The organism is Parafrankia discariae (genome assembly GCF_000373365.1).
Lineage (GTDB): Bacteria > Actinomycetota > Actinomycetes > Frankiales > Frankiaceae > Parafrankia > Parafrankia discariae.
Map to the genome: position 1 here is coordinate 116,294 of NZ_KB891115.1, position 18,550 is coordinate 134,843.

The following is an 18,550-nucleotide window of genomic DNA, read 5'->3' on the forward strand; positions in this document are numbered from 1 at the left end:
CGGAAAGAATCCTTTGATTTGTCGGAACGGAGGGCGGACGCATGCGAGCGAACTGCTGGCTCGGTCGGGGCGAGGTCGATGTGGTGCAGGTCCCCGACCCGAAGATCCTCAACAACCGTGACGCCGTGGTCCGCGTCACCAGCACCGCCATCTGTGGGTCCGACCTGCACCTCTACAACGGCTTCGTGCCCACCATGAAGAAGGGCGACGTGCTGGGCCACGAGTTCATGGGAGAGGTCGTCGAGGTCGGCCGCGAGGTCCGAAAGCTGCGCGTCGGTGACCGCGTCGTGGTCCCGTTCCCCATCGCCTGCGGGCAGTGCAACACCTGCCTCGCCGGCGACTACTCGCTGTGCGAGAACTCCAACCCCAACGCCGCGCTGGCGGAGAAGATCCTCGGCCACCCAGTGGCCGGCATCTTCGGCTACTCGCACATGCTCGGCGGCTATCCCGGCGGTCAGGCCGAGTACGCCCGGGTGCCGTTCGCCGACGTCGGACCCATCAAGATCGAGGACGACCTGCCCGACGAGCAGGTGCTGTTCCTGTCCGACATCCTGCCCACCGGCTATATGGGCGCCGAGTTCTGCGACATCACGCCCGGGGATGTCATCGCGGTCTGGGGCGCCGGTCCGGTCGGACAGTTCGCCATCGCCAGCGCCTACCTGCTCGGCGCGGAGCGCGTCGTCGCGATCGACCGTTTCCCCAACCGGCTGGCGATGGCCGCTGACCGGTCCGGCGCGGACACGATCAACTACGAGGACACCGACGTCCGTGAGTCCCTGCTGGAGATGACCGGCGGACGCGGACCCGACGCCTGCATCGACGCCGTCGGTCTGGAGGCGCACCACGCCGCTCCCGCCGCCTACTCCTACGACCGCGCGAAGCAGATGGCGCGGCTGGAGACCGACCGACCGTTCGCGCTGCGGGAGGCGATCCGCAACTGCCGCAACGGCGGCATCGTCTCGGTGATCGGCGTCTACGGAGGACTGGTCGACAAGTTCCCCATGGGCTCGTTCATGAACCGCGGCCTGACCATGCGGACTGGGCAGTGCCACGTCCAGCGCTACCTGCGCCCGCTGCTCGACCGGATCCGCGCCAAGCAGATCGACCCGAGCTTCGTCATCACCCACCGCCTGAGCCTCGACGAGGCCCCCGACGGCTACTCCATCTTCCGCGACAAGGAGGAGGAATGCGTCAAGGTGGTACTCGCGCCCTGACCCCGCGGGCCCGCGCGACCCTGATCGGTTTTCAGGTGTCGCCGGACCGGGCAGGGCAGGGAGCGGTAAACACCCCGCGGGTAGCACCCGTCGGGCCGATATCGGGCGGTGTGGCCGGCTTCGCCTGGCTGGTTCAGCCAGGACACCCTAGCCGGGATGGTTTGGACGGCCCATGGTGGCACGTTCGACTTCTGGCCTTTTCCGCTCGCTCCTAGCTGGGAGCAGGCTCATGGCCAAGGCAGTAGGTATCGACCTGGGCACGACCAACTCGGTGATCGCCGCGTGGGAGGGTGGCGAGGCCAGGGTCATCCCGAACTCCGAGGGATCGCGGACGACCCCGTCCGTGGTCGCGTTCACGGAAAGCGGGGAGCGCCTCGTCGGTCAGTTGGCAAGGCGGCAGGCGATCCTCAATCCGAAGGGCACGATCTCCTCGGCGAAGCGGTTCGTCGGGCGGCACTACGACGAGATCAGCGAGGAAGCCAAGGCGGTCGCCTTCGACGTCGTGCCCGGCCCCGGCGGCGCCGTCCGCTTCAAGGTGCGGGACAAGCTCTATTCGCCGGAGGAGATCAACGCGCTGGTGCTGCGCAAGCTTGCCGACGACGCCGCCAAGCAGTTCGGCGAGAAGGTCACCGAAGCGGTCATCACGGTGCCCGCCTACTTCAACGACGCGCAGCGCACCGCCACCCGGGACGCTGGCCGCATCGCCGGCCTGGAGGTGCTGCGGATCATCAACGAGCCGACCGCGGCCGCGCTGGCCTACGGGCTGGACAAGAAGCAGCACGAGACCGTGCTCGTGTTCGACCTCGGCGGCGGTACGTTCGACGTGAGCGTCCTCGACGTCGGTGACGGGGTGGTCGAGGTGCGCTCGACCGCCGGCGACAGCCACCTGGGCGGGGACGACTTCGACCGCCGGCTGGTCGACCACCTGGCCGACGACTTCCAGCGTGACCGGGGCATCGACCTGCGCACGGATCCACAGGCACTGCAGCGGCTCTTCGAAGCCGCGGAGAAGGCCAAGGTCGAGCTGAGCTCGGTGACCCAGACCCAGGTCAACCTGCCGTTCATCACCGCTGACGCGTCCGGGCCGACGCACCTGACGACCACGGTCATGCGCTCGACGTTCGAGCAGATCACCGGCGATCTGCTGGAACGGACCATGGGACCGGTGAACCAGGCGACGGAGGACGCCAAGGTCACGGCGGACGACCTGGATGAGGTGATCCTGGTCGGCGGCGCCACCCGGATGCCGGCGGTGCAGAAGCTGGTCCGGCGGCTGACCGGCGGCAAGGAACCGAACATGAGCGTCAACCCGGACGAGGTGGTGGCGCTCGGGGCCTCGATCCAGGCAGGGGTGCTCAAGGGCGAGGTCAAGGACGTGCTGCTGCTCGATGTCACCCCGCTGTCGCTCGGCCTGGAAACCCGCGGTGGTGTGATGACGAAGATCGTCGAGCGGAACACCACGATCCCGGTTCGGCGATCGGAGGTGTTCACCACCGCGGAGGACAACCAGTCCGCTGTCGACGTGGTCGTGCTGCAGGGCGAGCGGGAACGCGCCGCGGACAACCGGGTGCTCGGCCGCTTCCGGCTGGAGAACATCCGGCCGGCCCCGCGCGGCGAGCCCCAGATCGAGGTCACCTTCGACATCGATGCCAACGGCATCCTCAACGTCACCGCACGGGACAAGGACACCGGAGCCGAGCAGAAGATCACCATTACGGAAAGCTCGACCCTCGACAAGAGCGAGGTCGAGCGAATGATCGGCGAGGCCGAACGGCACCGAAATGAGGACGAGGCGCTGCGCGCGGCGATCGACGCCCGCAACGAACTCGACTCGGTCGCCTATCAGGTCGAGCGCCGGTTGGCGGACCTCGGGGACGCTGCGCCGGCGCACGAGAAGGCCCGCGCCGAAATGCTCGTCGCCGACGCTCGGCAGGCCGTCCAGGAGGAAGCGCCGCTCGACCGGGTCCGGTCACTCAGCTCGGATCTCCAGCAGCTCTACCACGCGTTGGCGAGCGTCCAGCCGGGCGCCGGTGGCCAGCCGGGCGGGGGTGGCCAGCCGGGTCCCGGCGGAACGGCCGGCGGCGGGCAGCCGCCGTCGAGCGACCCGGATGACGTCATCGACGCCGATTTCGACCGGGGCTGAGCGTGGGAGCGGTCGAGTAGAGCGGTCCCGCGAGGCGAACGGGCGAACGGGGCGACCGGGGAGCGTTGAGCGAGCGAGCGGAGGACTGAGCGATGACGTCTGCCCGTCGGCCATCACCAGGAACCGGGGATGATCATCCGCGTGGGAACGGGGATGATCATCCGCGTAGGAACCGGCCCGTGCGTGCGGACCAGTCGGTGGCCACCGATCGGCCGGTAGGCGAGGCGCGGTCCGCGGGCGGCGAGCAGCCGGCCGGGGTGGAGCATCCGGTCGGAGTCGACCGGCAAGAGGAGCCGGCGGCGCTCGCCGCGCGGATCGAGGAGCTCACGGCCCGCTGGCGCCAGACCCTCGCGGACCTCGACAACCAGCGCAAGTGGTGCGCCCGGGAGGTGGAGCGGGAACGGGAGGCCGAGCGCGAGCGGGCGGCCACGGCCTGGCTACCGGTGCTCGACCACCTGGAGCTCGCGCTGACGCATGCCGGGGCCGATCCGGAATCGATCCTGACCGGCGTCCGGGCCGTGCGCGACCAGGCGGTCGACGTGCTGGCCCGCCTCGGCTACCCGCGCCACGATGAGGTCGGCGTGCCCTTCGACCCCGCCAGGCATGACGTGGTGAGCCTCGTCGACGAGCCGGGCAAGCCGCCGGGCACGGTGGTCGCCGTCGTCCGGCCCGGCTACGGCGACGCCGGACGGCAGCTGCGCCCGGTAGGCGTGGCCGTCAGCAAGCCCTCGGAGTGACGCCGTGGCCCGGGACTACTACGAGGCTCTCGGCGTCAGCCGCGAGGCGACCATGGAGGAGATCCAGCAGGCCTACCGGAAGCTCGCCCGCCGCCACCACCCGGACGTGAACAGGGATCCGGCGGCGGAGGAGCGTTTCAAGGAGATCAACGAGGCCTACCAGGTGCTGTCGGACCCGAAGACCCGGGGCCGGTACGACCGGTTCGGGCCGGACTTCCGGCGCATACCCGAGGACTACGAGGAACGGATGGCCGCCGGCGTCGGTGCCGGCTTCGGGGGTGCCGGCGCCGGACGCGGGGGCTCGGGCCGGCGGGTCCGGGTGACGCCGGGCTTCGAGGCGGGCTTCGGCGGTGGCGGCGGCTTCGAGGACCTGTTCGGAGACCTCTTCGGGGCGGGTCGCGGCGCACGTGGGGCGACCGGTCCGATTCCCGGCGCCGATCAGGAGGCCGGGCTGGAACTGAGCGTCGAGGAGGCGTACCGGGGCGGCCGCCGTCAGGTCACCCTCGCTGGCCCCGAGGGCGCGCGGGCCTACACCGTGACCATCCCGCCCGGGGTGGTGGACGGGCAGCGGATCCGGCTGGCCGGGCAGGGCGGCCGTGCCAGCGGCGATGGCCCGGCCGGGGATATGTACCTGCGGGTGCGAATCGTGCCGCATCCGCGTTATCGGCTGTCCGGGCGGGACATCCACCTCACCGTGGCGGTCTCGCCCTGGGAGGCGGCGCTCGGTGCGACCGTCCCCGTCGCCACTCCGGGCGGCGAGGTCAAGGTGCACGTCCCGGCGGGATCGTCGTCCGGCCGGCGGCTGCGCCTGCGCGGTGAGGGCATGCCCAACCCGCGGGGCTCCCCCGGTGACCTCTATGCCGAGATCAGCGTGATGGTCCCGGCGAAGCTGACCGACCGCGAACGCGCGCTGTTCGAAGAACTGGCGGCGATCTCCGCGTTCGATCCGAGGGCGTAGGTGCAGGACATGACCAGAACGCGATCGGGGCCTGGTGGCCGGACGCGACCACGGCCGTGACTCACGGCGGGACCTGGTCCGGGCGTGACTGATGACAGATCAGGAGGCGAGGATGAGCACCCGTTCCCAGCCGGAGGGTGGGGCGTCCCGGCCCGATGCCTCCCGCCCCTACCCACTGGCGCCAGTCCGCCGCCCGCGCCGCGGCACCGTGGGCGCCGTACACGCGAGAAGCGACGCCCAACCACGGTTCGGCGTCACCACGTGGCTCACCCTGGAGACGGTCGCCGACCGGGCCGGGCTGCATCCCGAACTGGTCCGCCGGTTCGCCGCGCTCAGCCTGCTGGACACCTCCCGCGACGCCGCCGGCACGCTGTGGTTCCCTTCGGACACCCCGGCGACGATCGCCCGGATCCAGCGGCTACGGGCCGGTCTCTGCCTGAACTACGCCGCCATCGGCCTCGTGCTCGATCTGCTCGACCGCATCGACGCGCTGGAAGCCGCCCTCGGCGGCAGCACGGCCCCGCGGGTGCGGTCGGCACTGGAAGCCAGCCAGGAAGCCGGCAACGCGAGGAGCGGACGACTATGGACATGAACCGCCTGACCCAGAAGTCCCAGGAGGCGCTGGCCGCGGCCCAGGCCAGGGCGACCGCGCTCGGGCACACCGAGGTCGACGGCGAGCACCTGCTGGCCGCCCTGCTGGCAGCGCCCGACGGGCTGATTTCACGGCTGCTCAACGAGGCCGGGGCCGATGTCGCCGCGCTGAGCGCGCAGCTGGAGGCCGACCTGGCCCGGCGACCGAAGGTGACCGGCCCGGGGGCCGCTCCCGGGCAGGTGTTCGTGACCCAGCGGTTGGCCCGGCTGCTGGACGCGGCCGAACGCGAGGCGGGGCGGTTGAAGGACGAATACGTGTCGGTGGAGCACCTGCTGCTCGCGTTGACCGAGGAGGGCACCGCCACCGCCGCCGGCCGGCGGCTGCAGGAGCATGGCCTCACCCGAGAGTCTTTCCTGGCCGCGCTCACCCGGATCCGCGGCCACCAGCGGGTCACCTCCGCAACCCCGGAGGCCGCCTACGAGGCGCTGGAGAAGTACGGCCGGGACCTCGTCGAGCTGGCCCGGACCGGCAATCTCGACCCGGTCATCGGCCGGGACGCGGAGATCCGCCGAGTGATCCAGATCCTCAGCCGCAAGTCGAAGAACAACCCGGTGCTGCTGGGGGATCCGGGCGTCGGGAAGACCGCGATCGTGGAGGGCCTGGCTCAGCGGATCGTCCGCCGGGACGTGCCGGAGGGCCTGCGCGACAAGACCATCTTCGCGTTGGACATGAGCTCGCTGGTGGCGGGAGCGAAGTACCGCGGCGAGTTCGAGGAACGACTCAAGGCCGTGCTGACCGAGGTGAAGGCGTCCGAGGGGCGGGTCCTGCTGTTCGTCGACGAGCTGCACACCGTGGTCGGTGCCGGCGCCGCCGAGGGGGCCATGGACGCCGGGAACATGCTCAAGCCGATGCTGGCCCGCGGCGAGCTGCACATGATCGGCGCGACCACGCTGGACGAGTACCGCAAGCGCGTCGAGTCCGACGCCGCGTTGGAGCGGCGTTTCCAGCCGGTGATGGTGGACGAGCCGAGCGTGGAGGACACCATCTCGATCCTGCGCGGCCTGCGCGAGCGGTTCGAGGTCTTCCACGGAGTGAAGATCCAGGACCGCGCGCTCGTCGCCGCGTCGACGTTGAGCCACCGCTACATCACCGACCGGTTTTTGCCCGACAAGGCGATCGATCTGGTCGACGAGGGCTGTGCCCGGCTGCGTACCGAGATCGACTCGATGCCCGCCGAGCTGGACGAGACCAGCCGCCGGGTGACCCGGCTGGAGATCGAGGAGGCGGCCCTGGCCAAGGAGACCGACCCGGCCAGCCAGGCGCGACTGGATCAGCTGCGCGGGGAGCTCGCCGACCTGCGGGCCGAGGCGGACGCGATGCGCGCCCAGTGGGAGGCCGAACGCCAGGCGATCCGCCGGGTCCAGGAGCTGCGCGGGGAGCTCGAACGCGTCCGCCGTGAGGCCGAGGAGGCCGAACGGGCCTACGACCTCAACCGGGCCGCCGAACTACGCTACGGCCGGCTGGGCGAGCTGGAACGGCGTCTTGCCACCGAGGAGGAACAGCTCGCCGCCAAGCAGGGCGAGCACCGGCTGCTGCGCGAGGTCGTCACCGAGGACGAGATCGCCGAGATCGTCGCGGTCTGGACCGGTATCCCGGTCACCCGGCTCAAGGAAACCGAGCGGGACAAGCTGCTGCGGCTGGACGAGATCCTGCGGGAACGGGTCGTCGGCCAGGACGAGGCCGTCACGCTCGTCGCCGACGCGATCATCCGGGCCCGGTCCGGCATCCGGGACCCCCGCCGGCCCATCGGTTCCTTCGTGTTCCTCGGCCCGACCGGCGTCGGGAAGACGGAGCTGGCGAAGACCCTGGCAGTGGCGCTCTTCGACACCGAGGAACACATGATCCGCCTCGACATGAGCGAGTACCAGGAGCGGCACACCGTCAGCCGGCTGGTCGGCGCTCCCCCCGGCTACGTGGGATACGAGGAGGGCGGCCAGCTCACCGAGGCCGTCCGGCGCAAGCCGTACTCGGTGGTGCTCTTCGACGAGATCGAGAAGGCGCACGCGGATGTGTTCAACGTCCTGCTGCAGATCCTTGATGACGGCCGGATCACCGACGCCCAGGGGCATCGGGTCGACTTCCGCAACACCGTCATCATCATGACCTCGAACATCGGCTCGCAGTACCTGCTCGACGGGATGGACGCGGACGGCCAGATCAGGCCGGAGGCCGAGGCCCGGGTGATGGCGGAGCTGCGGGGGCATTTCCGCCCGGAGTTCCTCAACCGGATCGACGACATCGTCCTGTTCCGGCCGCTGGCCCTGCCGCAGATCGAGCGGATCGTCGGCCTGCAGTTCGAGGAGCTGCGCCACCGGCTCGCCGAACGGCAGATCAGCCTGGAGCTGACCGAGGCCGGCCGCCGGCTGATCGCCGAGAAGGGCTTCGATCCGGTGTTCGGCGCCCGCCCGCTACGCCGATACATCTCCCACGAGGTCGAAACCCGGGTCGGGCGCGCGCTCATCCGCGGCGAGGTCTCCGAAGGCGGTGCCGTACGCATCGACGCCCACGACGGGGAGCTAGTCGTGACCTACGAGAAGGCCACCGCCCGGCACGGCCTCGCCGCCTGAGGCGTGAGCGCAGGAGTCGCGGGAACGGGGTCCGGACCGGACGGGGCGCCACGCTGGGCGATCCGGAGCCCGCCAACGTCATACCGCGAACCGCAGAGACGAAATTTCCCTTCTACAGGAGCAGATTGAAAATCCGGCTGGCTCGGGCCCACTCCTCGGTGCATCGAGGCGACCCGCAGACTCACCCGATCAGGATCGACGGCCGCCGTCGTCGTCCTCACGATGTTCGAGGACGACGACTCCGTCTTCGCCGCGATGCGGGCAGGAGCACGGGGCTCACGTGTCCAACATCTTCATCAAGCTTCAGGTCTCCGAACGCTCCCATGCCATCGTCAAAGCCCGTGAAGCCGGCCTCGGCAGGGCCTTGACCCAACCACACCGGCCGGTCATCCGTCGCAGCCGGTCGGAGCCGCCGTGAGGGCGCGGCGCAGCGGGCCGGCGAGGGTGCCCCGCGCGGCCACCTCGACCGGGCCGAGCCCCAGCCACGCCGACATGCCGAGCAGCTCGGCCGCGAGTGCCTCGGCCACCACCGCCGCCGGCGGCGGCGGCGGGCCACCGGCCGTCGGAGCCGGGACGCCCGCCACCGCGGGGGCCGACGTCGGCGCACCGGCGGCGAGTTCGACCGGTCGGGTGGGGTCGTGTGCCCAGGCGGCCGGAACCCGCAGGACACCGGCGGCCCGGTCGGCCTTCAGGTCGACCCGTGCTACGAGCCGGTCGCCGAGCAGGAACGGCAGCACGTAGTAGCCGTAGCGACGGCGCGGTGCCGGAGTGTAGATCTCGAGCTTCACCTCCATGCCGAACAGCCGTCTGGTCCGCGAGCGCTCCCAGATCAGCGAGTCGAACGGTGACAGCAGCGCGGCGGCCTCGATGCGGCGCGGTATCGCGAGCCCCGGCCGCAGGTAGGCCGGTGACGACCAGCCCTCCACCCGTACCGGCAGCAGGTCACCCGCCTCGACGAGTTCGGCCAGCCGAGGCCGGGCCAACCTCGCCGGGAGGCGGAAGTAGTCGGCGAGGTCACCCGCGGCGGCCACGCCCAGTCGGTCCGCGGCGTGCAGCAGCAGAGTGCGGTGCGCCTGGGCCGGCTCCGGGGTGGGGGTGGCGAGCACGTCGGCGGGCAGCACCCGCTCGGGCAGGTCGTAGACGCGCTCGAAGGTCGCCCGGCGCCCGGCCGCGCACACCTGCCCGGTCCAGAACAGGTACTCCAGCGCCCGCTTGCCGTCCGTCCACCCCCACCAGGAGCCGCCTCCGCGGCCCGGACCGGGCAGTTCGGCAGCGGTGATCGGCCCGCGCCGGGTCACCTCTGCGAGTGCCGCCGCGACGTAGTCGGCGCGTTCCCGCCCGAAGGCCGCGACGCCCCGCCAGATCCCTTCGCCCGCCGACGCAGCCTCGGCTCGCCACCGCAGCAGCGGCTGCCAGCCGACCGGCACGAAAGACGCCTCGTGCGCCCAGTACTCGAAGGCGTGGCGCTCCCGGTGGACGTAGTCGTCCAGGGCGACCCGCGAGTACGGCCCGAGCCGCGACCAGCCTGGCAGGTAGTGCGACCTGGCCAGCACGTTCACCGAATCGATCTGCAGCAGGCCGACGCGGTCGAACAGCCCGCGCAGGTGGCGACGCCCCGGCGGACCGGCGGACCGGGGCCGCCCGAAGCCCTGGGCGGCGAGCGCGAGCCGGCGGGCCTGGGCGGCGCTGAGCTGTTCGGGCCGCGACCGGCGCACCCGCGGGCCCGGCGGCACCACCGGACCCAGTACCTGAGCTGGCGGCCGCCTGCGCGCCGCGGCCGGGCCCTGGCCCGACCCCGCTGGTGGCGGCCCGGCGGGAACGGCGGGTTCGCCGGCCGCGCCGCCGGCCGCGCAAGCACCCCGAACGGTCACAGTCGCACCGTACGACCTCGTACCGACAGAACGCGGCCGTCAGCGCGGCTCTCGCCGCGGCTTCACCGTCGCCCAGGTGTGTGTGGCGGCCTGGGAGCCGCAAACGTCCGTTCGGTCGCCGCGGGGGCCCTGATCAGGGGTGATGCCCGGTGACCGCGGTAATCGGGACACCCTCTATCGAGGTGGTGGGCGTAGCGGGCTTCGACCAGGGAGATCGCCCTTTCGTACCAGGCTCGACCACTGCAGCGCCGTCACGCAGGTGTGGCAGACGCCGGTGCGGCACGACCAGCGGGTCGGGATGTCGCAGGCCTCCGCCAGGTCGATGATGCCGCGCCGCTCCTGCGACCAGGGCACGGACAGTCCGCTGCGCGCGAAGGTCACCAGCGGCCCGGTTCCCGGCGGTCCCGTCGGCGGATGCGGTGGCGGCGCCACCCGCTCGGCTATGCCGGGGGTGATGGCTGGCCGGCCACCGAACAGTTCGGTGTGGATGTTCTCGCCACGCAGCCCGAGGCTTTCGAGGACCGTGCGCATGTCGGCCATGAACCCGGCCGGGCCGCAGACGTAGGCGCCGGCCTCCGGCGGGATTCCCATCTCGGACAGCGCCCGGGCGCCGGGCCGTCCAGCGCTGATCCTGAAGGGGGCCACGAGCCGGTGCGCGACGCCGAGGGGCGTTCTGTAGCCTGGCGCGCCAGGTCCGGCGCAGGTGGCCGTGTAAAAGACCTGTTCGTGCGCGTCGCGCAGCCGGGTAAGCAGGTCGTGGGCCTCCTCGCCGAGCACGTGCTCAGCCGGATCGCGGGCGACGTGAACCCACCAGACGGCGCGGAGGCTGTCCTCGGCCACCAGCTGGTGCAACATCGCCAGGACGGGAGTGACACCGACACCGGCGGAGAGCAGGACCACCGGGGTGTCGCCGCCGCCGAGGACGAACTCACCCCGCGGCGCGGCCACGTCGAGCATCGTCCCGGGGTGCAGCCCCTTGTGCAGGTAGCCGCTCACCACCCCGCACCGCTCCCGTTTCACGCTGATCCGGTAACCCTCGTCGCCCGGTGCGGAGGAAAGCGAATAGCTGCGGACGGGAGCGGGCTCCCCCGCGGCGGCGACACGCACTGTGACGTACTGGCCGGGCAGGGCCGCCGGGAGTGGGCGGCCGTCGGCGGCGGCCAGGTGGATCGAGGTCACCGTGGTGCTCTCGACGACGGTGGCGACGACCTTCAGCCGGCGGAACCCGACCCATCCCGGCTCGGCCCCGATCGCGGGGGCGGAGGCGGAAGCCGCCGGCTGGCCGTGTTCGGCGGCGGCGAGGAGATCCTCGAACGAGGACCGCCAACCGGGGCTGAGCGCGGGGATGCGCAGTGCGGCCCGCAGCCGTTCCGGATCGCGGTCGGGCAGGTAGAGCAGCGCGTCGATGTCGGCGACGGTGAATCTTTCCGGCCCCGTCCGTGTCCTGACGATCTCGTCTCCGGCTTGGACATGCCCTTCGGTGATCACACGCAGGTAGAAACCCGGCCGGTGGTGGGCGACGAGCAGTGCGGGCAGGTCCGGCTCACCGAGGCGCATCCCGACGCGGTAGCAGGTGACCCGGGGCTGGGTGACCTCGAACTCGGCCTCGCCGATCCGATACCTGTCACCGACGCAGACCTCGTCGTCCGGAAGGCCGTCAACCGTGAGGTTCTCCCCGAACTGACCGTGGACGAAATCGTCACGGCCGAAGTGGCGCTGCCAGTAGTTGTAGGAGTCAATCTGGTAGACCAGCACCGCCCGGTTCTCGCCACCATGACCCCGCAGGTCGCCCTGCCCGTCGCCGTCAATGTTGAGACGCCGGACCATCCGTGGGCCGGCGACGGACGATTTCCAGACGCCGGTGTGGACCGTTCGCCCCTGCCAGAGCACGTCCTTGGGCATCCCGACGTTGACGGAGAGCAGAGTCGCCATCGGCCACCCCCCTTCTGCCTGGCTCGTCGAGCGAGGGCGGGCAGAACGGCCGCCTCGGCGCTCAGGAGCGGGGTCGTCCCTCGACCCGTGCCCCGTGGAGGTGCCGTTCACGCGCCGCCCCAGGACAGGGCCGCCGGGCGGGCCGTCGCCAAATGTTCGCGAGAACGGCCGCGGAACGCCAGAACCGCCCACCCGCAGCCGGCCACGAACAACTCATGTCATTTGTTGACGGCATATCAGGCGCTCGTTCCCGGGAAGCCCCGGAAGAAAACCCGACAGCGCAAATAACACCGGGAATCCCGTGCGCGCTAACGGTGTTTTTGAACCTGCTTCGGGTAGGGCTTTGATCGCTGGCTGTCCGTGGGAGGGGCCGGTGATGACCAAGCGTGTGGCCTGCTCGCCGGCGCCGGGTCCGTTGGAGGACTACGCGGCCCGGTTCGATGATGTGTTCTCGGTGGTGGCGCAGCGGCGGGGGTTTCGGGAGTACCTGACGGGGCTGCTGGCGTCACGGGATCGGAACAAGACGTCGACCTGCCTGGCGGGGGCCGAGCCGGTGGTCGGCGCGCAGCACCCGGCTGGGCCGCTACGGCAGGACCGACAACGCCGTGGTCACGGTGAGCACGGCGTGGGCGCACGAACGGGTCTACTGTCCGCTGCACGCCCGGCCCTACACCCCGGCCCACCATTTCCCGCACGGGAAAAGCGCTCCGGGTTTCCGACCAGGCCACAGATCGCGGTTGATCTGATCCGCCGGGCACCAGCGGCCGGGAGGACGTTTCGCGCGGTGGTCGCCGACTGCGCCTACGGCGACCACGATGCGTTCCGCGGCGAGCTGTTCGCGGCGGATCTGCCGTTCGTGATGGCGCTCAAACCCCACCGGGGCACCTGGGCCTACGGCCCCGACACGCACACCCCCAGGGCGCCGCCCGCCAGCTCCCCTGGAACGGCCCGAGAAGACCAGGCCCCTGGAAGGCGATCAGACGGACCTTCCGTGACGGACACACCGCCACCTGGTGAGCCGCCGAGGCCCGGCTGGGCCGCTGGGGCCCCGACGGCGTCATCCGCCTGGTCATCGCCACCACCGACCCGGCCCGGCTCCCAGGAACAAGCACCTGGTACCTGGCGACGAACCTGCCCCGTCCCGGCTCGACACGCGAAGCCGACAGTCCGCACCCGGCCGCCGACCTCACCGAACTCGTCCGGATCTACGGGATCCGCCACTGGATCGAGCAGAGCTACAAACAGGTCAAGGACGAACTCGGCTGGGCCGATTTCCAGGTCCGTTCCGACCTCGCGATCCGCCTCCACCAGACCCTCGTGCACTGCGCGTTCTCGTTCTGCTGGGCGAGTACTCACGCCCTCGAGAAACCCCCCGGGCAGGAAGACGCCGGCAGTGGGCACGACCGGCGAGAGAGGGCGTGCCGCAGCTCCCTCTCCACCGATACGGCCGCCCTGGCCGGTGACACTGCGCGCGGTCCGCGACTGACTGACCCCTTGGATCATGCTGCAGCGCTGCTGGCACGCATGGTCAGCGACACCACCGCCTGACGAGTTCCAAGCACTGATCGCCGCGGTTGGTGCAGGCCATGGCCTGCACCTTTATCTACCACCCTGATCCAACAAACCACCGCCAGTCGGGCCTGACGCGCTGCCGCGGCCTTCTCCTCGGCGGACGGCGGCGACGGAACCAGGTCAGGCTCGCCCTCGGACGGAGAGAGTAGCTGTCAGGTGAGCCTGGTCGCGGCGTCCTTCGGCCTGTTGCTAGCCCGACTGATGGCGAAGTGATCGAAGTCGTAGCCTCACACAATGACCCGCTCCCATGACCTTCGGGTTCGGCCCGCTCTGAGCAGCGATCGAGAGTTCTTCTTCGAGGTGAGGCGAGCCGCCCTGCGGGCATACGTCGAACAGACGTCGGGGTGGGATGATGCGGAACAGCGCATAAGCGCTGACAAGGAGTTCACCGATCTGCCATTTGCCGTGGTCGAGGAGAGCGGGCGACCCGTCGGCTACGCGTGTGTCATCCACCAGAGTGAGTACGACTTCGTCGAGGAGGTCGCGCTGCTCCCCGAGGCGCAAGGTCGCGGCATTGGCACCCATCTGTTACGGGGCATCCTTCGGGCTGCTCAGCGGCGCGGCGTTCCGGTCCGGCTCAGCGTCTTCGTCAACAATCCCGCACAGGCCCTCTATACCCGCCTCGGGTTCGAAGTCGTGCGGATCGAGGATCCGCGTATGTCGATGCAGTGGACCCCGGGCAACGCGTGAGGCACCCCCATTGTCCGATCTTCAGCCAAACGTGCCCCCAACGTGCCCCCAACGAGACGGTGGCCCAGCCAACGCTGGCCGCGGCCCGACGGGACCGGTCAGCGAGCTTTCAGGATCGTCGTTCCTGTTTAAGCAGCTCGGCGATGACCGGGCGGTCGTCGGTGGCGTCGGTGATGAGACCGCTCACCGACGCGACCGGCAGCACGGTGAACGGCGATGCGGTGCCGATCTTCTCGCTGCTGGCTAGCGCCAGCACGTAGGTGTCGGCGGTCTGCCGGGCGAGGGTGCGTTTCATCGCCGCCTCGGCGGCGGCCGCGCCGCAGGTGACGGCCGAGTGTCTGAAGAGCCGGCCGCCGATTAGGAGCGCGTCGTGGACGGGTGGTCCACGACTTCCCATCTACTACCAGGTGGAAGACATCCCGCTCGCCGCCTGATCGCGCGCGCCGCTCCCACCGTCTTATCCGGGCAAAGAGAAACCCCGGCCTGGACCCAGACCGGGGCGCTCGTGGTCGCCGGTCAGCCGGCCGTCGGCACCGCCGCGGTCTCCTCGACGACGGCGAACAGGCCACCCTCAACCTCGCGCCAGTCGCTGACGGGGCGGACGCCGAGGGTCGCGAGCAGCTTGTCGGCGGCCTCGCTGAGGGCGGGGAGGTCGGCGGCGTCGAGGCGGCCGACGATGGTGCCTTCCGTGTCAGCCTCACCACGGATGATCCGGACATCGAGGGTGTCAGCGTCGACGTACGCGTAAGTGTTCGTGTCGGTCAAGGGAGCCTCCTTGGGACATGGGAGAGATCGGTTCGATTCGTACGAGGGAAATCCTTACGCGGCGACGCGGACCCGAGGCACGCGCCTCCCGAGGTGTCAGGCCGCACGGGCATATGGCGTGTCGTGGTCGTCCCGCGAGGCCAATCCCAAACCGATGGCGGCCAAATCCGGTCTAACCGCAGTTGCGGATGCCCTCCGCGGTAGATGTCGTGTGGTGCCACTCCGCGGCCGGATGATGTGCGGGCCAGCGCGGTTGGGAACTGCCGGTCCGTGCCTCAGAAGTCCCGTCGGCGGGGTCGGTGCCAACCCGGTCGACGAAGAAGGCCCGCGCGGAGCCGACTACGCCGTCTCCAGCTCGGACGAGGCGCCTGACCTCCGCGCACCGTCGGATCAGCGCCGGGGCACTCAGGCCCGGAGCCCAAGCGCTGGCGCATAGTCGCGGCGACGGATTGGTTGGGTGAGGATCTCGACGCTGTCGGTGGCCTGGTCGATCGCGCCGGGGAGATGGCCGAGCGGGCCGTCGGGTCGGTGTCCGAGCCGGGTGAGGAGGGTTAGCAGCGGCGGATCGCTGATTGCATCGGTCAGCGCACGGGTGAGGCGTTCGCCGCCGAGTACGTGGATGTCTCGGGAGTGAAAGCGGCGCGGCGCGGGGTCGACGGGCTCGGCCAGACCAAGCCGGTTCGTGGCGGCGGCGAGATGACTGGCCGCGGCACACAGTGCCGCTTCGCGTTCCCGCCACCGCGTCGCGCGCAGCGCGTGGTGCAGGTGCTCACCGATCTGGTCGGCGAGGGTCAGCTGCGCGAACGCGGCGGTCAGCCATTTGCCGTAGGGAGCCCAGCGGCGTTCGAGGAGGAATCCGATCCGAACGAGGTCACGGGCCACGCGGGCCACGAGCATCCGCGAGCCGAGGTCGTCGCCGCGACCACCGGTGCGGCCGACGCATGGTTCCTCCTGGCTGACCCGCAGCCAGCCGGCGGCCAGGACATAGCGCCAGATGTCGTCGGGGTACCACGCCAGCGCCCGACGCCGCGTGGTGAGCAGATCGAGCGGGTCGTGCAGGACCACGCCGCCGGTGAGGCTGGCCAGGATCTGGGTCGGGGCCAGTAGCCAGTCCGTCAGTTTCATCCCGTCGGCGGGGTCGACGCCGATCCGGTCGACGAAGAACGCCTGCGCGGTGGTCACCTCCACCTGACGGTGTGGCCGGCCGCCGTGTCGATCGCTGTCGGGGTAGACGACCGGGAAACCTTCGAACCGCGCGGGCAAACCCCCCAGAGCGGCGTCGATCGGCGTGGCGTCGAAACCTGGCGGGACGAACAGCTGCACGCGGGGGCCAAAATCGTGATCCGTGGAAATCTCGTCATCGAAGCCGAGAACCTCGGACCCCTCACCGAGCAACGCGGCAGCGTGGGGAACGCCTGAGACCAGCGGCCGCACCGCCCGCTCGTAGAACCATCGAGAAAGATCGCGACCTGACACCGTTCTGCGATCCCCCTCAAGGCGTCCCGTCATGGCACAGGCGCCTCATCGTCCTCGCTACCGCCACGTCTGGGCACCTGGGTTTTCGCCAGCCACCGGGCCGTCCGGGCCAGTCGCGATCTCCAGGTTCCGCCGCACAAGCAGGCCCCCGATCCCCAGGACCTCGTCGAGCAGCCGCCACACACGTCGATCTCCTCGGCGGTGCAGTCGATCAGAACCTTGACCTCCACATCACGCTTGCCTGGATCCGCCGCCACGAAGAAGCCCGGTTCGCATGCTCCCAACATGGTCGTCCAGGTGGGGCTCGAACCAACTCGCGAGGCCCTGACCAGCGCCTTTCCCTGGCGCTGAATCTCAAAGCAATAGATCGCGAACCGCATGCATCCAGGCCAGGGGCATGATCATCACATGGGTGGGGCGGGTGGGGCTCGAACCCACGACCGACGGATTAGCATTTAGATTTCCTCGACGTTCGTCGACGTCTTCCGAAACCTGCCACGACCTGCACCGCAGGACATTCCCGTAGACGATGAATACTCGACTCTCATCGTTTTTGATCAGCCAAAGTACGGGGTTTGTACGGGATGATCAAGCTACGATTGCCACTGTTCTCCGACACCCTGACGATGTGGACGGTGGGGCATGGCGCGTCCGGCGATGGACCTCGGCACTGGCGGAAAAATCTTCTTCAGCACGACCACGAAGGGCGTCCGTGCGCGCTGCTTCTATCGCGATCATGACGGCGTCCGTCGTGAGGTGGAACGTAGCGGCACCTCCAAAGCCGCCGCGGAACAGGCGTTGCGGCGTGCTCTGCGTGACCGGGTACGGGTCGCGATCGGGGACGGCGACATCACCGGAGACACCGCGGTGAAGGTCCTCGGAGAGGCGTGGTTCGTCGCGATGAGCAAGCGGGACCTGTCCCCCAACACGATCTCGGCCTACCGGGGGACGCTGGACCGGCACGTGTATCCGGCCCTCGGGGAAGTGAAGGTCCGTCAGCTCACCGTCGGTCTCGTGGACCGGTTCCTGGCAGCAGTGACGGACAAGAGCGGCCCCGGCACGGCAAAGATGGCCCGCGCGGTGCTCTCGGGGATGTGCGCCATGGCGGCCCGTGTGGACGCGTTGGACCGCAACCTGGTCCGCGACGCAGGCCCAATCTCCCGGAGCACACCGAAGCCAGCACCGCGGTCCCTGAGCCTCTCTCAGCTCCGCCAGTTGCGGGCCCTGCTGACCTATGACGAGCGCGCCCGACGCCGCGATATCCCGGACCTGGTCGACGCACTGATGGCCACCGGGGCGCGCATCGGGGAGATCTGCGGCCTGGCCTGGGACGCGGTCAACCTTGACACCGGGACCATCGAAATCCGTTCCACCGTCGTCCGTGTACCAGGACAGGGTCTGATCAACAAGCCCCGCCCGAAGTCCAAGGCAGGATTCCGCCTGCTGTTGCTGCCCGGATGGGCAGTTGCGATGTTGCGCGCCCGGCAAACGAGACAGGACCCGTCAGACGTGGTCTTCCCTGCCCCGAAGGGGGGCCTACGCGACCCCAGCAACACGCAGGCAGACATCCGAGACGCCGTTGCAGACGCCGGATTCCCCGGGTTGACCTCCCACCTGTTCGGCCGCAAGTCGGTCGCCACCCTACTCGACGAGGACGGACACTCCCCGCGCCAGATCGCCGATGTCCTAGGCCACCAGAACCCGTCGCTGACGTTGAGCACCTACCTCGGTAGGAAGGTGTCAAATCCGGGGGCGGCGGAGACTCTCACAGCATTGGCATTCTGACCAGAGAGATCCATGAATTAGTGACATTAATCATGTATTACGTGCTGAATTTTTATCCGGGAAGTAAAACCCGACAGGAGGATCGCACACCTCGGATCCTCGCCCATCGCCTAAAAGCGCCCCCACAACGTTCTGTAGCGGCCGATGCGACAGAGCTTGGCTGCTACCGGTAGCGTCCGAGCTACCAA

Annotated in this window: 14 protein-coding genes and 2 pseudogenes; 11 read left to right on the forward strand and 5 right to left on the reverse strand. The window is 69.9% G+C overall.

Annotated elements, in window-relative coordinates; all coding sequences use genetic code 11:
• Window positions 1-41: 41 nt before the first annotated feature.
• The 7 genes and pseudogenes from B056_RS0105580 to B056_RS45935 all read left to right on the forward strand — a co-directional run.
• Window positions 42-1,214: a zinc-dependent alcohol dehydrogenase gene (locus B056_RS0105580; protein WP_018500913.1), complete on the forward strand. Its 1,173-nt coding sequence runs from the start codon at window positions 42-44 to the stop codon at window positions 1,212-1,214.
• A gap of 229 nt (window positions 1,215-1,443) precedes the next feature.
• Window positions 1,444-3,357, forward strand: a complete 1,914-nt coding sequence (dnaK, locus tag B056_RS0105585) for a molecular chaperone DnaK (protein ID WP_018500914.1) — start codon at window positions 1,444-1,446, stop codon at window positions 3,355-3,357.
• A 92-nt stretch (window positions 3,358-3,449) separates the two neighbouring features.
• Window positions 3,450-4,094 (forward strand): nucleotide exchange factor GrpE, encoded by a 645-nt coding sequence (locus tag B056_RS0105590; RefSeq protein ID WP_026239368.1) that lies wholly within the window; start codon window positions 3,450-3,452, stop codon window positions 4,092-4,094.
• Between the two features lie 4 nt (window positions 4,095-4,098).
• On the forward strand, window positions 4,099-5,052 hold the full coding sequence (locus B056_RS0105595) for a DnaJ C-terminal domain-containing protein (protein WP_018500916.1): 954 nt from the start codon (window positions 4,099-4,101) through the stop codon (window positions 5,050-5,052).
• A 112-nt stretch (window positions 5,053-5,164) separates the two neighbouring features.
• Entirely contained in the window at window positions 5,165-5,644 is a 480-nt protein-coding gene (locus B056_RS0105600; RefSeq protein ID WP_018500917.1) for a chaperone modulator CbpM, read from the forward strand.
• Window positions 5,635-8,271 carry an ATP-dependent chaperone ClpB gene (gene clpB, locus B056_RS0105605; RefSeq protein WP_018500918.1) on the forward strand — a complete coding sequence of 879 codons (2,637 nt, stop codon included), beginning with the start codon at window positions 5,635-5,637 and terminating at the stop codon, window positions 8,269-8,271. The genes B056_RS0105600 and clpB overlap by 10 nt, the downstream gene beginning before the upstream one ends.
• Before the next feature lie 162 nt (window positions 8,272-8,433).
• Window positions 8,434-8,547: pseudogene (locus tag B056_RS45935) on the forward strand (DNA-binding response regulator); the annotation flags it as partial.
• Window positions 8,548-8,657: 110 nt separating this feature from the next.
• Here B056_RS45935 and B056_RS0105610 read toward each other — a convergent pair.
• Entirely contained in the window at window positions 8,658-9,986 is a 1,329-nt protein-coding gene (locus B056_RS0105610; protein WP_020572323.1) for a winged helix-turn-helix domain-containing protein, read from the reverse strand.
• A 330-nt stretch (window positions 9,987-10,316) separates the two neighbouring features.
• Entirely contained in the window at window positions 10,317-12,074 is a 1,758-nt protein-coding gene (locus B056_RS35285) for an MOSC domain-containing protein (protein ID WP_018500920.1), read from the reverse strand.
• A gap of 376 nt (window positions 12,075-12,450) precedes the next feature.
• Between B056_RS35285 and B056_RS45940 the strand changes: the two are divergent.
• Window positions 12,451-13,622 (forward strand): annotated as a pseudogene (locus tag B056_RS45940) (IS701 family transposase).
• A gap of 258 nt (window positions 13,623-13,880) precedes the next feature.
• Window positions 13,881-14,336 (forward strand): GNAT family N-acetyltransferase, encoded by a 456-nt coding sequence (locus B056_RS0105620; protein WP_018500921.1) that lies wholly within the window; start codon window positions 13,881-13,883, stop codon window positions 14,334-14,336.
• A gap of 109 nt (window positions 14,337-14,445) precedes the next feature.
• On the opposite strand, the gene B056_RS0105625 is transcribed toward B056_RS0105620, so the two are convergent.
• The 3 genes from B056_RS0105625 to B056_RS0105635 form a co-directional block, all read right to left on the reverse strand.
• Window positions 14,446-14,733: a DeoR/GlpR family DNA-binding transcription regulator gene (locus B056_RS0105625; protein WP_018500922.1), complete on the reverse strand. Its 288-nt coding sequence runs from the start codon at window positions 14,731-14,733 to the stop codon at window positions 14,446-14,448.
• Window positions 14,734-14,852: 119 nt separating this feature from the next.
• Window positions 14,853-15,101, reverse strand: coding sequence for a hypothetical protein (locus tag B056_RS0105630; RefSeq protein ID WP_018500923.1), 249 nt, complete (start codon window positions 15,099-15,101; stop codon window positions 14,853-14,855).
• A 405-nt stretch (window positions 15,102-15,506) separates the two neighbouring features.
• A complete protein-coding gene (locus B056_RS0105635; RefSeq protein WP_230202832.1) occupies window positions 15,507-16,283 on the reverse strand; it encodes a DUF4037 domain-containing protein in 777 nt (258 codons plus the stop codon).
• A 27-nt stretch (window positions 16,284-16,310) separates the two neighbouring features.
• Here B056_RS0105635 and B056_RS44055 point away from each other — a divergent pair, with 27 nt between their 5' ends.
• Together B056_RS44055 and B056_RS0105645 are read left to right on the forward strand one after the other, a co-directional pair.
• Window positions 16,311-16,520 (forward strand): hypothetical protein, encoded by a 210-nt coding sequence (locus B056_RS44055; RefSeq protein ID WP_230202833.1) that lies wholly within the window; start codon window positions 16,311-16,313, stop codon window positions 16,518-16,520.
• A 699-nt stretch (window positions 16,521-17,219) separates the two neighbouring features.
• The gene (locus tag B056_RS0105645; protein WP_018500926.1) at window positions 17,220-18,362 is read left to right on the forward strand and encodes a site-specific integrase; all 1,143 of its coding nucleotides are present in this window, start codon (window positions 17,220-17,222) and stop codon (window positions 18,360-18,362) included.
• The last annotated feature ends 188 nt before the right edge of the window (window positions 18,363-18,550 follow it).